Source organism: Neglectibacter sp. CSJ-5, from assembly GCF_032490475.1.
Classification (GTDB): Bacteria; Bacillota; Clostridia; order Oscillospirales; family Acutalibacteraceae; genus Hominenteromicrobium; species Hominenteromicrobium mulieris.
Genome location: NZ_JAVYJC010000007.1, coordinates 112,468 through 125,133, shown reverse-complemented (window position 1 = coordinate 125,133; position 12,666 = coordinate 112,468). Strand labels below are relative to the sequence as shown.

At 53.3% G+C, this 12,666-nt stretch carries 10 protein-coding genes and 2 pseudogenes; 9 read left to right on the top strand and 3 right to left on the bottom strand.

The annotated features are described in order from the left end of the window. The first annotated feature begins 1 nt into the window (after position 1). The 5 genes from R2K26_RS13280 to R2K26_RS13260 all read left to right on the top strand — a co-directional run bounded on the left by R2K26_RS13280 (position 2) and on the right by R2K26_RS13260 (position 6,984). Positions 2 to 1,018: a hypothetical protein gene (locus R2K26_RS13280; RefSeq protein ID WP_316522422.1), complete on the top strand. Its 1,017-nt coding sequence runs from the start codon at positions 2 to 4 to the stop codon at positions 1,016 to 1,018. A 363-nt stretch (positions 1,019 to 1,381) separates the two neighbouring features. Continuing rightward, a complete protein-coding gene (locus R2K26_RS13275; protein WP_316522418.1) occupies positions 1,382 to 2,602 on the top strand; it encodes a hypothetical protein in 1,221 nt (406 codons plus the stop codon). A 17-nt stretch (positions 2,603 to 2,619) separates the two neighbouring features. Beyond that, on the top strand, positions 2,620 to 3,291 hold the full coding sequence (locus R2K26_RS13270; RefSeq protein ID WP_316522415.1) for an ABC transporter ATP-binding protein: 672 nt from the start codon (positions 2,620 to 2,622) through the stop codon (positions 3,289 to 3,291). A 671-nt stretch (positions 3,292 to 3,962) separates the two neighbouring features. Continuing rightward, positions 3,963 to 5,129 carry an ABC transporter permease gene (locus R2K26_RS15510; RefSeq protein ID WP_396897256.1) on the top strand — a complete coding sequence of 389 codons (1,167 nt, stop codon included), beginning with the start codon at positions 3,963 to 3,965 and terminating at the stop codon, positions 5,127 to 5,129. Position 5,130: 1 nt separating this feature from the next. Continuing rightward, the gene (locus R2K26_RS13260; protein ID WP_316522407.1) at positions 5,131 to 6,984 is read left to right on the top strand and encodes a hypothetical protein; all 1,854 of its coding nucleotides are present in this window, start codon (positions 5,131 to 5,133) and stop codon (positions 6,982 to 6,984) included. Positions 6,985 to 7,067: 83 nt separating this feature from the next. Here R2K26_RS13260 and R2K26_RS13255 read toward each other — a convergent pair. Beyond that, a pseudogene (locus R2K26_RS13255) lies at positions 7,068 to 7,235 on the bottom strand (IS6 family transposase); the annotation flags it as partial. Between the two features lie 54 nt (positions 7,236 to 7,289). On the opposite strand from R2K26_RS13255, the gene R2K26_RS13250 reads away from it, so the two are divergent. The 4 genes from R2K26_RS13250 (at position 7,290) to R2K26_RS13235 (ending at position 10,091) form a co-directional block, all read left to right on the top strand. Beyond that, the gene (locus R2K26_RS13250) at positions 7,290 to 8,315 is read left to right on the top strand and encodes an RHS repeat-associated core domain-containing protein (protein ID WP_316522405.1); all 1,026 of its coding nucleotides are present in this window, start codon (positions 7,290 to 7,292) and stop codon (positions 8,313 to 8,315) included. 112 nt (positions 8,316 to 8,427) lie between these two features. Beyond that, the gene (locus R2K26_RS13245; RefSeq protein WP_316522402.1) at positions 8,428 to 8,742 is read left to right on the top strand and encodes a hypothetical protein; all 315 of its coding nucleotides are present in this window, start codon (positions 8,428 to 8,430) and stop codon (positions 8,740 to 8,742) included. A gap of 113 nt (positions 8,743 to 8,855) precedes the next feature. Beyond that, complete coding sequence (locus tag R2K26_RS13240; RefSeq protein WP_316522399.1) at positions 8,856 to 9,398, top strand: class B sortase; 543 nt, start codon at positions 8,856 to 8,858, stop codon at positions 9,396 to 9,398. A 57-nt stretch (positions 9,399 to 9,455) separates the two neighbouring features. Then, complete coding sequence (locus R2K26_RS13235; RefSeq protein WP_316522395.1) at positions 9,456 to 10,091, top strand: hypothetical protein; 636 nt, start codon at positions 9,456 to 9,458, stop codon at positions 10,089 to 10,091. A gap of 117 nt (positions 10,092 to 10,208) precedes the next feature. On the opposite strand, the gene R2K26_RS13230 is transcribed toward R2K26_RS13235, so the two are convergent. After that, positions 10,209 to 11,969, bottom strand: coding sequence for a family 78 glycoside hydrolase catalytic domain (locus R2K26_RS13230; RefSeq protein WP_316522392.1), 1,761 nt, complete (start codon positions 11,967 to 11,969; stop codon positions 10,209 to 10,211). Positions 11,970 to 11,972: 3 nt separating this feature from the next. Then, positions 11,973 to 12,587, bottom strand: a pseudogene (locus R2K26_RS15505) (alpha-L-rhamnosidase N-terminal domain-containing protein); the annotation flags it as partial. Positions 12,588 to 12,666: the final 79 nt, after the last annotated feature.

Sequence of the window (12,666 nt, the reverse complement as noted above, 5' to 3'; positions counted from 1 at the left end):
TATGAAACGCCGCGTTCTCTGCATTTTTGTTTTGATCTTATGGGGCCTCGTTTTCTGCACGATGCTTTCCGTGCGCATTGAGCAGCTCATGATCCCGGAAGTGGTGCTCACGCAGGCAGATGAAAGCGAACCTTCCCCGCACATCGCGCTTGATTCCCTTTTCTTCGACGATACGGGTATGCACCTCTACCGCCCGAGAGAAGGCACCGGCTGGGAGACCGGCACGCGCATTTATGAAGAAGAAATCAATAATTATTCCGTGGGCGAAAATCAGCTTGATTTGAAGTATTTCGGCAGCTATGTCCGTTACGCTTCAAAGCCCCTGCGCAGCGGCGACGAAATTTCAATCAAATCCGATTTGGAGAACCGGGACGACACATGGCTTGCCATATTCCCGGAGGGCATCCCGCAGCTTTCAGGCGCCCTCACACCGACCGCAGAAGCCGAAAACGCATTGCTGTTTAACGTGACGGACACCCCGCAGCCGTTTATGGCAGACCGCGCGAAAAGCACAATTTTACCCGTGACGGAACTCGCAAATGAAAACGCCGGCAGCTTTTACAGTCTTTCAGACGTTAAAAGCTTTCTTTCGCAGCTGCCGCTTTTGGCCGCATTGCTTGCCCTCTCGCTTTTCGTGCTGATTTTGTGGATCTACTCCTTTATCCTCTCGCGCAGAGCGAAAAAGAACCGTGCAAAGCTCATTTTCCACGGTGTTTTAGGTGTTCTCGCCCTGCTCGCCGTGCCGCTTATCCTGCTGCACATCGCTCTGCCGTCTTCTCTCCTGCCGCAATACCGCATTACGGACGCCGCCTATTATATGCGGGAGTTTGGAGAGATTTTTTCCGCATTGAACATACTGGCAAAATCGAGTAGGGAATCAACAGAGCTACTTCAATATGCGGGGAGAATGCAAGCGATGACTCTTGTAATTGTTGGGTTCGGTATATTTTTAGGCGTTATATTTATTTTGATAGAAAGATTGGTAAGAAATAAATCGGTTAAGAAAGAGAAACAATAACTATATTATCATTAGTTTTTAAGGAGCTGATCTATTCGGGGATCACGCCTGATATTGAAGTTTAAGCAAAGAAAGACCAGCGTTAAAAACGCTTGTCTTTTTTTGCTTTTAAAAAATCAAGTTCGCCAATAAATCAACCTAAATAAGCGTTTTTTTGTCATTTTGGGATAAATATATTGACTTGTTTCCGTTAATATGATATTTTAACAGCAAGTTAACCATATGAAAAATTTTGAAATTTAAGGTTTGGCCAGAGTGTCGTTTGACTTTAAAGGTAACGCGTTTTGTGATGGGATTACGATATCAGAAAAATTCGGAATGGTTTTCAACTTTTCCTTTAGTTTATGATATGGAGAAATATATATGGTGATTTTGAAAGAAATGAACTACATTGTTTTGCGCAGCCGCGGGCGGACAGCGCTTTCTGTTTGTATTGCGGCGCTGCTGGTGTGCTGCATGTCGTTTTACCTCGGCAGCATCCAGACGGCGGAGAGCGCGGAGAAAAATCTGGCGAAGGTCATCCCGGTGACGGCGCAGGTGGTCAGCCGCAGCGGTGCGCGCACCGTGGGGTTCGAGATCGACGAAAATCACTTTGCGAACCTCATGAAGGCGGACATCAAAGACGCGGTGTACACGGCCTCGGCGTGCGCGAATTTTCAGGAGCAGTACCGCGCGGAGGACGTGCAGGGCGCGGACACGTCCGTGACGGCGGTGAGCGGGCTTTCGGCGCTCGTCGGCGTGACGGAGGAGAACATCGCGTTTGAAAACGGGTATGACCTCTCGTTTTTGGAGCGCGCAGAGCCGCTGTGTGTGGTGAGCCAAAGCTACGCGGCGCAGTACGGGTTGAATTCGGGCGACACGCTCTCGATGCCGTTTTACGTGACGCGCTACAACGACGACGGCTTTTCGCTGCGGTACGAGCACCTCGGCATGCAGGGCGTGAAGATTATCGGCGTGTACGCGGACAGCGCCTCGGGCAGCTCGGTGCCGTGCAGCATGATCGTCTCTGTGCCGTGGCTGCAAACGGTCGTTAAGGAAAATAACCTGCGGTTTTATTACAGCTCGTTCCGTTGTGCGCTGCGCGACCCGATGAAACTGAACGATTTTAAAGATGCCATGCGCGGCGCAGGCTTTGCAAAGCCCGACCCGAACGCGCTTGATGAGCGCCACGGCGACACGCTTGTGGTGGACGACCAGCTTTTTATTGAGACGGCAGAGAAGTTGGAGCAGAATTTGAAGGTGCTGCGGTGGTTTTTAGCGCCGTTTTTCGCGCTCGTCATTGTGCTTGTCACGCTGGTGACGTTTCTTTTGCTGCGCAGCACGCGGCGGGACATGGCGATCTCGCTTTCGCTTGGGCGGCCGAAGATTTTAAGCGGATGCGCGTGCTTTTTCGGTATGCTCATCGCAAATGTGTGCGGCTGCGCGGTGGCGGTGCCCATATTGCTTTGCACGGCGGGGCTTGCGCTCGGGCAGATTCTGACGATCTGCGGGCTGTACCTTGCGTCCTCGTGCGTGGGCGTTTTGCTGGCGCTCATTTTGCTCCTGCGGTTTGACGCGCTGGAGCTCCTGACGAAAATCGATTAACGAAAGGCGGCGTGAATATGGCTGTTTTAGCGGCGGAAAATGTGAGCTATACCTACCAGAGCAAATACCAGAAGGTGCAGGCGTTGAAAAACGTTTCCTGCACGTTTGAGGCGGGAAAATTTTATGCCATCGTCGGGCAGTCTGGCAGCGGCAAAACGACACTGCTTTCCATGCTGGCGGGTCTCGGCACGCCGAGCGAGGGCGAGATCATTGCGAACGGAAAAACGCTGAAAGAGATCGGAAGCGAACGGCACCGGCGTGAGAATGTGACAGTGATCTACCAATCTTTCAACCTGTTCCCAACATTAAACATACTCGAAAACGTCATGTACCCGATGCAAATTTCAAAAAAGCCGACGAAAGAGGCAAAAATCAAAGCCAAAGAGCTTTTAAATTCGGTCGGCCTCGGCGATGTTGACCCGAGAAAGCTGCCTGCGATGCTCTCCGGCGGTCAGCAGCAGCGCGTCGCCATCGCGCGGGCGCTGGCATCCGACGCAAAAGTCATCCTCGCGGACGAACCGACGGGCAACCTCGATACGGAGAACGGCAAGATCGTCATTGATCTGCTCAAAAGACTCGTGCAGGATGAAAATTACTGCGTTATTGTCGTCACGCACGACCCGGGCATCGCGGCGCAGGCGGATGTCGTCTACAAAATGCAGGACGGAAGGCTGGCAGTAGAATGTTAAAGAGTCTCAAACAGCTGCTTCGCACGCCTGTAAAAGCTGTGCTATTCTTCCTCCTGATGAGCGCCGCCACGGCGCTTTTGGTGCTGGGGGCGAATTTGTGGGCACAGACACAGGCGCAAATAGATGCTGTGGAAAAGCAATTCACAACGCTTGGCACGGTAGAGCAAAAGCCGAACCGCACGCAGATGCGCACGGGGTGGAATGCCGCCGATGGGGCGTATTATAGCGAAGCCGAACCCGTGTATGATTCGGTGATCTCTGCCGATGTTCTGGATTTTGACGGCGCGAATTATTTGAAAGCGCCTGAAAAACGCCCGTATTACCTTGCGGATTTGCAGGGGCTTGCGGTGCGCGACGGCGGCACGGCGCTGTTTTACCCGGTGGTCGAATTCACGCCTGCCGAAACGGCGGTGCCGGATCACCCCATAAAAGTGTATGTGCAGCGATTTTTGTATCCGGAAGCGGAAAATCAGAACAACGAATACGAAATTTACGTTTGCGACCACTGGACGGAAAATCCCGCGCCACTGGAGGCAGGGAAAACATATGTGGCGTATACAAATGTGATCGTCAATCACCACGAAAACGCGAAAAGCTCCATTGAATACGCACTGATCGCGGCGGAGCGCTCCACACAGTGCGACGCAGGCGGAAATTTGCTTGAAAGCGATATGCAGACACGGACATTTGACGAAGTGACGGCAGGCTTTTACGAGACCGAGCGCGGGCAATATTGGCTGGAGCTTTCAAAGGCGCTTTCCATGTGGGACACGACCGCGCCCGTTTTGCCGGTTACAGATACAGCGCTGCTGCCGAGCTTTCACGACCGCACGGTGTATGTGCGGGAGGGGCGGATGTTTTCCGCGGAAGACCTCGAAAACGGTGCGGCGGTATGTCTTGTTTCCGAAGAATTCGCGCGGAAAAACGGGCTTTCCATCGGCGATAAAGTGGAGCTACCGCTTTACGGCGTGAACGAAAAAGACTCGCCGCATAGGACGTTCGGCGACGGTAGTGGCCTGCGCACATTTTCGCTTTTAAACGCACAGAACCGGGCATACACGCCGTTTTGGACGGCAAAGTATGAGATCATCGGCACGTATTACAGTGTGGACACATACGGAAAACCGGCGGGCTCCATCGAAATGGCGCTGAATTTGTTCCTCGTTCCCGCAAATTCGGTCAAGGCAGATTTTGCCGGCAATATCGTAGACAGCGGACCGATGCAGCGCGCGACGACCTCCTTCCAAATCCCAAACGGCACAATCGACGACTACATGGCGGCGTATAACCGAAATGTTCCGGCGGAGGTTCGGGAGAATTTGGAGATCACGTTTGACGACAACGGGTACAGCCAGATCATCGGCGGGTTACTCAATATGCGGTACGTGGCGATCATTCTGTTCGCGGCGGGACTGCTTTCGGCACTGGCGATTTTGGTGCTGCTGCTCTATTTCTTTATCGTAAAGCAAAAGAAGCGCACGGCAATTGAGCGGAGTTTAGGCATGAGCAAAAATCAGTGCCGCGTGTCGCTTGCCTCGGGCGTGGTGCTTTTGAGCGCCGTGGCGGTGATTTTGGGCACAGTTTGCAGTTCAGTGCTGTTTGACAAAGTGCAGACGCTCGATTTAACCGGGCAGAACGAGCACACATTCAGCACGGAATACAGCCTTTGGGCGCGCGACGAAAATGCGGTGGAGACAGAAGACGCAGAGAACACAGGCGTTTTGGAAGTCGTCATTCCTGCAGCGATGACAGTATTGACGGCGGGATTATCCGTGATTTTGGTGAACCGAAACCTAAAGCAGGAGCCGATAGAGCTTTTGAGCGCACGGGTGGAATAACATGAAAAACAGCTTAAAACACCTTCTCCGCACGCCGATGAAGACCGCGCTGTTCTTCCTTTTGATGGCCGCCGCCACGGCGCTCTTGGTGTTGGGGGCAAATTTGTGGGCACAGACACAGGCGCAAATAGATGCTGTGGAAAAGCAATTCACAACGCTCGGCACGGTGGAGCAGCTGCCGGACTATGAAGCGCCGGTGAAAACCAAAACGTTAGACAGCCTGTGGCTTGGCGCGGAGGAAACAGAGCCGGTATACGGCACGATGTATGATGAAAGCGTGCTCGATTTTCCGGGTGCCGCATACGTGCACGGGCCCGAAAAGCGCACGTATTACGCGGCGCTTCTGCCGGAAGAATACACCGCGCCGGAGCGGCAGGACACACCGCCGTTTAACGGCAGCAGGTGCGTCATCGAGTTCACACCGCTTGAAAGCGGGAGGGCCGATCGCCGCCAAACCGTGCAGGTGAGCCGCGTGCTGTACGGCACATACAGCGGCGACGAGATGGAGCTTTGCGACATGCTTTCCGAAAACACAGTGAATTTGGAAGCGGGAAAACGTTATTTCGCGTATGTCACGTTAAGCGCGGAAAGCTTGCAAGCGTTTCGCGCGGGTGACATGTTTTTCGTGCCGCAGAGCATCACCGGTACGCCGCAGGTGGATGCCGAGGGGAACTGGCTGAACGACGGCGTAACGCTGCCGACGATTATGGAGGTCACGCCGGAGTTTTATGATTCCGAGACGTGGGAGATCGTCCGAAACTGGGCGCAGGCGCTGTACACGCGGTGGCAAAGCTACCCCGTGCTCGCAGCGGAAAGCCTAGATCTGCTGCCGTCGTTTCACGAAAACACGGTGTTTTTATCGGCAGGGCGAGAGATTACAGACGCGGAGTTCGCAGACGGCGCGGCTGTGTGCATGGTCAGCGCGGAGTTTGCGCGAAACGCAGGGCTTGCAGTCGGCGACCGCGTGCCGCTCTCGCTGTACCTTGCGAACAAGGCAGAGAGCCCGCAGTGGGAATTCGGATTTCAGGTGCAGTGGCGCGGCGGCCGAAGCCCCGGGCTGTTAAACGCGGCGGCCGAGCCGTATTCGGTCTTCTTCGAGCAGGCGTATGAGATCGTCGGGCTATATGATACGTTTCGCCTTGCGGGTAGCAAAAACGGCACGGGGGAGATCGCGCGGAACATGTTTATTGTGCCGACGGCCTCGGTGGCAGCGTCCGATGCGGAGAATATAGGCGCGTTCGGTGCAATGAACCGGTATACCACTTCGTTTCAAATCCCGAACGGCACGATCGACGAATATAGGACAGCGTATGAGCAAAATGTGCCGGAAAGCGTGCGCACGCATTTGCAGCTGACCTTTGACGACAACGGGTACAGCGAAGTCGTCGGCGGGCTGGAAAATCTGCGCACGGCGGCGATCATTCTGTTCGCGGCGGGACTGCTTTCGACACTGGCGATTTTGGTGTTGCTGCTCTATTTCTTCATCGTAAAACAGAAGAAGCGCACGGCAATTGAGCGGAGTTTAGGTATGAGTAAAAATCAGTGCCGCGTGTCGCTTGCCTCGGGCGTGGTGCTCTTGAGCGCCGTGGCGGTGATTTTGGTCACAGTTTGCAGTTCAGTGCTGTTTGACAAAGTGCAGACGTTCGATTTAGCCGGGCAGAGCGAGCACACATTCAGCACGGAATACAGCCTTTGGGCGCGCGATGAAAATGCGGTGGAGACGGAAGACGCAGCGGACACGGGCGTTTTGGAAGTCGTCATCCCGGCGGCGATGATTTTGCTGACGACGGGGTTATCTGTGATTTTGGTGAACCGAAGTCTGAAATATGAATTAATTGAAATGCTGAACAAATAGATTAACATATTTATTTGTTCTGTAAATTAATATGGCACCGTAAAATAAAAATGAAAGAGCGAGGGGCAAAACACAGGAAAATGTCAAGCGACGAGAGAAAAATCTCGTTTTTTGCGGGTGGGTAAACTGAGACCGGCGACTTGCGCGGGTGTAAGCCCGTTCAAAGCGGAATGAGGACGAACAAAGTTAAAGAAGAACACAAACATGGAGATCAGGTTATTAGCGCTCTCAAAGGAAGAAAAGCCCTGCTTCTGGTCCGTTGCAAAAATTAGTAGATAGTGGGATAATAGAATTGTTCCCATTAAATGAATGAAAATAATGTGAACGGGCAGCTGTTGGGCGAAAAACGCTCGAACGGCGTGATTTTGCGGTATACTTACGATGCACTCGGTGTGCTGAGCGGCATCCAGTATAAAAACGCGGCAGGCGTTACAACGAACTACATTGTTCGCTGCACGCTTTCGGGCGACGTGGATCAGATTTTCGATACGAAGGGCAGCCTTGTCGCAAGATATATTTACGACACATGGGGCAATACGCTCTCCGTTACCGATGCAAGCGGCAAAGCCATAGCCGACCCGCTCCACATAGCCAACATCAACCCCATCCGCTACCGAGGGTATTACTTCGATGCGGAAACCGGGCTGTATTACTTGCAGTCGAGGTATTATGACACCACGACACGTAGATTCTTGAATGCAGACGAAATTTTAGGTGCGAATAGTGATATTAATGCTTTAAATTTATATGCGTATTGTGGTAATAATCCTGTTGTACGGGAAGATGATAAAGGAAACGCTTGGTTTGCCAGTATGTTCGTTGGCGTAATTACTCAGTATGTTGGTGATGTTGTTGGAAATGTACTTGAAGGAAAATCTGGCGTTGAAATTTTTTGGCCAACATCTTCTCCGGGGGAATATATTGCGGCTGGAGTTACTGCACTTATTCCAGGAACAGGATTTGCCGGAGCTTTTATCCGTAATGCGGTTACAGAGGGGATAAAAGCAATCGAGAAGAAACTAAAAGGTCAAGAGGTGGATTGGGTCGAATCTATAGTTAATATAGGTACAGGAACGATTGCTGATACAGTATTTGAAAAGGCTTCAAATAGCATAACAGACTTTATTACTTCAAAGTCACCACAAAATTATTCAAGCTATGCACATGAGGTGCGTCAATCAAGGCCAACCCGAACTCAAGTGCAGATTTATAATAGTATGCGTCGTTCGATTAGATTCAATAAAGTTGCCAGAAAAGCGGCAAGTATAAGTGTTGGTATTGTCCAGGCTACCTTGTCAGCGTTAAAAAATCACTGGAGGAAAAATGTATAATTACTCTGGAATATGGTTCCGTATTTGGGGTGTTTGCGGGATAATTCTATTGCTGCCTATTGTCAGTTGGTTGTTTCACTGTCCATGGAAAAAGAAAGTCAGAATTCAGGGTATGAAAACAGAAATCATTGCTGTTATCGGGGTGATTGTGCTGACTTTATATTATCTTTCAAGAATTGTATTCCCCAATGTAGCTTCCTACACGGGAGCGTTTGAATCTAGCTATCGAGATTCGAGCGTTGCTCCGCCTTTACCTGTTACATATGGGTATTGTTTTTGGAATGGTGAGGGGAAAAAACCTATTTTTTACTTGGATATTTACTCAAAAAGAAAAATATTCCCGGAAGAGTTTAAAGAAGCACAAGAGTATACGATCTATTATGACAAACTCACGAAAATTATTGTAAAAGTGGATATGGTAGAGTAATCTTTTCAATAAAATTCAAAGATGTTTGCGTAATATCAAAAGTGCGAACATATTCTATCGTGTGAATTACAGTAGAATATGTGTGGTAATGCATGGGGAAAAGGAGTTGCTAAATGAACCGAACCATAATGATATGTTTAGCGGTTCTGCTGGTTTTGGGACTGACCGCCTGCACGCAGGCGGTCAGCAAAGCCGCCGCAGAGCAAAGTACGGTGCCGAGTGCTGCGGACAGTACGGAACAAAATGTACTGCCGGAAAGCACGGAACCGCCCGCGCCGGAAATGATTGATTTTGAAGTGAACCGATATGCCGTAACCGCCGGTGCCGCTGCGTATTTAGGCGGCGCGGAAGAACAATACAAGGCGCTTGTGGATGCGGTTTGCAGCAAAAAAGAAACGGAACCCTATACGGATGAAGATGCCGCAAAGCGTGCGGCGGAGGTCTTTGCCGGATATGTGGTCAGCGTTGAGAACGATGCCTGGAATACCAGTTTCATTTCTGGTGAAGAGTTCACCCAATGGCTCACAGCAGCACAGGAACGCTCCCTGTTCAGCAGTGCCATTAACCCGGCTGAGTGCGACCGCATCATCACTCTTTCCACCTGCAGCTACGAGTTCTACAACGCACGATTTGTAGTCCTGGGAAAAATCTCTTGACTTGGGCCGTACATATGCTATCATAAAAGTAAAAACAGAAGGAAAAGGAGTTATCCCATGAAAGTTCTTTTTATCGGCAACAGCCATACCTTTGTCCACTATGTTCCGGCCAGGACAGCGGAATTCTGTAAAAGTTACGGCCAGCCCATAGAGCCTGTCATGCTCACACATCCCGGTATGGGCCTGGATTGGCACCTGCGGCAGTCCCAGACTTACTTCAACCTTCTGTGGGGCGGCTATGACGCCGTAATCTTGCAGCACAACGCCCACCCCTTTCCGGGCAAGGAATCCCTGTTGGAGGCGGGGGAACAAATGGCAGCGATCACGCCGGAGGGTACGAAAATTTATCTGTACATGACCTGGAGCGAGAAAAGCAACCCGGCTGGGCAAGCGGCCATGAGCGCGGCTTATGAAGCTTTGGCAGAAAAGATCGACGCGACGATCTGTCCTGTGGGACGTATCTGGTGGCAGACCGCGGCGGCCCACCCGGATGAAGAACTCTATTTTGCCGATGGAGAACACAGCTCTGTGCTGGGCGCGTCCCTGGCAGCAGCGGTTATCGGGCGCACGCTGCTGGGCATGGAGGTCACGCCGGAGGGTTGCTATGCAGATGCCAAGAGCTTGGAAAGGATGCGGCTTGATCCCCGAATGATTGACTTGGTTTTGAAGAATGGAAAGCTGGACATGGCTTGAGGAGCAAAATTTATTTGGGTTCAACGCAAATTGTCCTGTTTCCCGAAAATACCGTAAAAGCACGCGAGGGTTTGACCTTGCGTGCTTTTTGTCAATATGATTTGGGCTCACGCCTTTTTACTGAGCGATAAAATACTGTCGCTCTCCCGCTGCCTGTTCCTGCTCGCTTCCGTCCGGCAGCCGTACAAGAGCCCGGCAGTTGGCCGGTATGGCGACCTCAAATTCCAGGCCTTCACTGCTGCGCTTCCACCCGCAGGAGACCTTTCCATACACGCTGGCGTACTCCGCTTTTGCGCTGGTGAAATGCCCGCCGGGGCGAGGCGCGATGATAAACTCATTTTCACCGCCTAGCCGGATACCGCACATGGTGTCGAACACCCACTGGATCACCGCGCCCTTGGAGTAATGGTTCAGCGAGGCCGGAGCGTCGCTTTCAGTGCCCTCCCAGTTTTCCCAGATGGTGGTAGCGCCCAGCTTGGGCATACAGAGCCACCCGGGCAGCTCCTGATTTTCCAGCAGCCGGTAGGCGTACTCAATGTCCATGTCTGCCAGAACATAGAGAATGAGCGGGGTTGATAAGAACCCAGTCCCCAGCCGCCAGCCATAATTTTCCAGCGCCTGCAGCAGACGCTTACGGGCATAACCGGTCTGCTCCTCATCCAAAAGCTTCATAAAGAGCGGCCGTACCAGTTTGGCTTGGCGGTCTGTGTCCAGGCTGTGCTTCTGCGTGCGTACCAACGCTTGGTAGCCTTCCCGGGCAGCCCCGGCACAGCGGGAGAACTCCTCAGCGTCCTGGGATCGGTCCAGCTCCCGGGCAATCTCTGCCATGCGCTCCATCAGAAGGACGATATAAGCGGTGGATTCCTCCGGGTGGGGGCTTACAAAGTCTGCTGTGCGGAATGGGTGCACATCGGCAGGCTCCGCCCACTCTCCGTAGGACTGGCCGTAATTGCAGATTTTCTTACGGTCTTTCCGGCTGAGCCCGGTGGGCAAGGCTGTCAGGTAGCGCTTACCCAGGGTGCCGGCTTTGTACCGGGCGTAGCGGCACATGGCCCCATAATTTTCCTCAAGGATGCTCCGGTCACCGTACATCCGGGCGATGTCAAAGGGAATGAACACCCCCGCGTCCGACCACCCGGCGGATCCGTCCATGGGGCGCATATAGCCGTCAACCCCGCCGCCCGGCACGATTTGCGGAAAACAGCCGTTCTTGTGCTGTGCGTCGGTGAGGTCGCGCTGGTATTTCCTGGCCATGGCCGCGTAGTCGAACAGGTAGCAGGCGGTGGTACAGAATATCTGCGCGTCCCCTGTCCAGCCGTGACGCTCCCGGGTGGGGCAGTCGGTGGGCAGATCGGCGTGGTTGTTCCGGGCGCTCCATAGGGTGCAGTCGAACAGGCGGTTCAGCAGTGGGTCGGAGCTCTCGAACCACCCGGTACGCTCCATATTGGAGTACACGGCTATGGCGGTGAATTTCGCCTGCTCCATGGGGAAGTCACCCTCTGCCAGCACATACCGGAAACCAAAGATAGCGAAGGCCGTTTTGTAATCGTTGCGCCCCTCCCGGCAGATATACTCCACCTGCTGCAAGGGGGTGGTGCGCTTTTTGTTGACGCACTGGATGTTCCTTTGGGTGAACTCTCCGTCCTTGTCCAGCATCTCCCCAAATTGCAGCTTTACCCGCTGGCCAGCCTTAGCCTTTAATGAAAACTCAACATAGCCCGCGATATTCTGCCCGAAGTCCAGCACGGTTTTGCCGCCGGGGGTATGGATGACCTGCGGCCGGAACCGTTCATGCTCCGTAACCGGCACATTGTTGGACGCGGAGGGCACCACCGGACAAGACGTTTCCCGAACCTTTCCGCTGTAGCTTGGTAACATCCTCCCGTCTACAACTTCACCGTCCTTGTTGTCGGCAAAGCGGATAGGGCCGTCATTGCTCCAGGCCCAGGAGCCGTCGCTACAAATGGTATGGATATTACCGCTTTCATCCGCATACTCCAGCTGAGCCAGCAGCTTGGTCTGGGTGCCGTACTGATTAAGCAGCCCCCAGGCCCCGCAGCTGCCCCGGTACCAGCCGTCTGCCAGCTGGACCTCCAGGCGGTTCTCCCCCTCCTTCAGCAGGGCGGTCACGTCGTAGGTCTGGTACTGCATTCTTTTGCGGTAATCGGTGTGGCCGGGGGCCAGCACAAAATCCCCCACCCGGCTGCCGTTCAGCCGTGCCTCGTACAGCCCACAGGCGGTGATATAGAGCCTCGCCCTTCCCGCGCCGGAAACGGGAAAGCGCTTGCAAAAGCAGTCCACCGGGTAACGGCGGCGCTTATCCACATCATAGTCCCCCGCGATCCACCGGGCCCGCCAGGGCTCCCCCTTCGGCAGGCCTGTCTCAAAGGTGGCGCTGCTCCACTCGCCCGGAACGTTGTTTTCATCCCATAGGCGCACGCTCCACGTAACCCGGGTGCGGGGAGGGACCGGCTTTCCTCCCCAGTGCGCCCGCATGGATGGGCTTTCCACACGGCCGCTCTCCCACAGGGTGCGGCCATCCTCCGCTGTGGCCGCTATTTCATAGGCGATTTGG

Excerpts from the sequence above, each read along its gene's own strand:
- R2K26_RS13280 (WP_316522422.1), top strand. The coding sequence starts at position 2 with ATGAAACGCCGCGTTCTCTGCATTTTTGTTTTGATCTTATGGGGCCTC.
- R2K26_RS13275 (WP_316522418.1), top strand. The coding sequence starts at position 1,382 with ATGGTGATTTTGAAAGAAATGAACTACATTGTTTTGCGCAGCCGCGGG.
- R2K26_RS13270 (WP_316522415.1), top strand. The coding sequence starts at position 2,620 with ATGGCTGTTTTAGCGGCGGAAAATGTGAGCTATACCTACCAGAGCAAA.
- R2K26_RS15510 (WP_396897256.1), top strand. The coding sequence starts at position 3,963 with ATGCAGACACGGACATTTGACGAAGTGACGGCAGGCTTTTACGAGACC.
- R2K26_RS13260 (WP_316522407.1), top strand. The coding sequence starts at position 5,131 with ATGAAAAACAGCTTAAAACACCTTCTCCGCACGCCGATGAAGACCGCG.
- R2K26_RS13250 (WP_316522405.1), top strand. The coding sequence starts at position 7,290 with ATGAATGAAAATAATGTGAACGGGCAGCTGTTGGGCGAAAAACGCTCG.
- R2K26_RS13245 (WP_316522402.1), top strand. The coding sequence starts at position 8,428 with ATGAAAACAGAAATCATTGCTGTTATCGGGGTGATTGTGCTGACTTTA.
- R2K26_RS13240 (WP_316522399.1), top strand. The coding sequence starts at position 8,856 with ATGAACCGAACCATAATGATATGTTTAGCGGTTCTGCTGGTTTTGGGA.
- R2K26_RS13235 (WP_316522395.1), top strand. The coding sequence starts at position 9,456 with ATGAAAGTTCTTTTTATCGGCAACAGCCATACCTTTGTCCACTATGTT.
- R2K26_RS13230 (WP_316522392.1), bottom strand. The coding sequence starts at position 11,969 with ATGTTACCAAGCTACAGCGGAAAGGTTCGGGAAACGTCTTGTCCGGTG.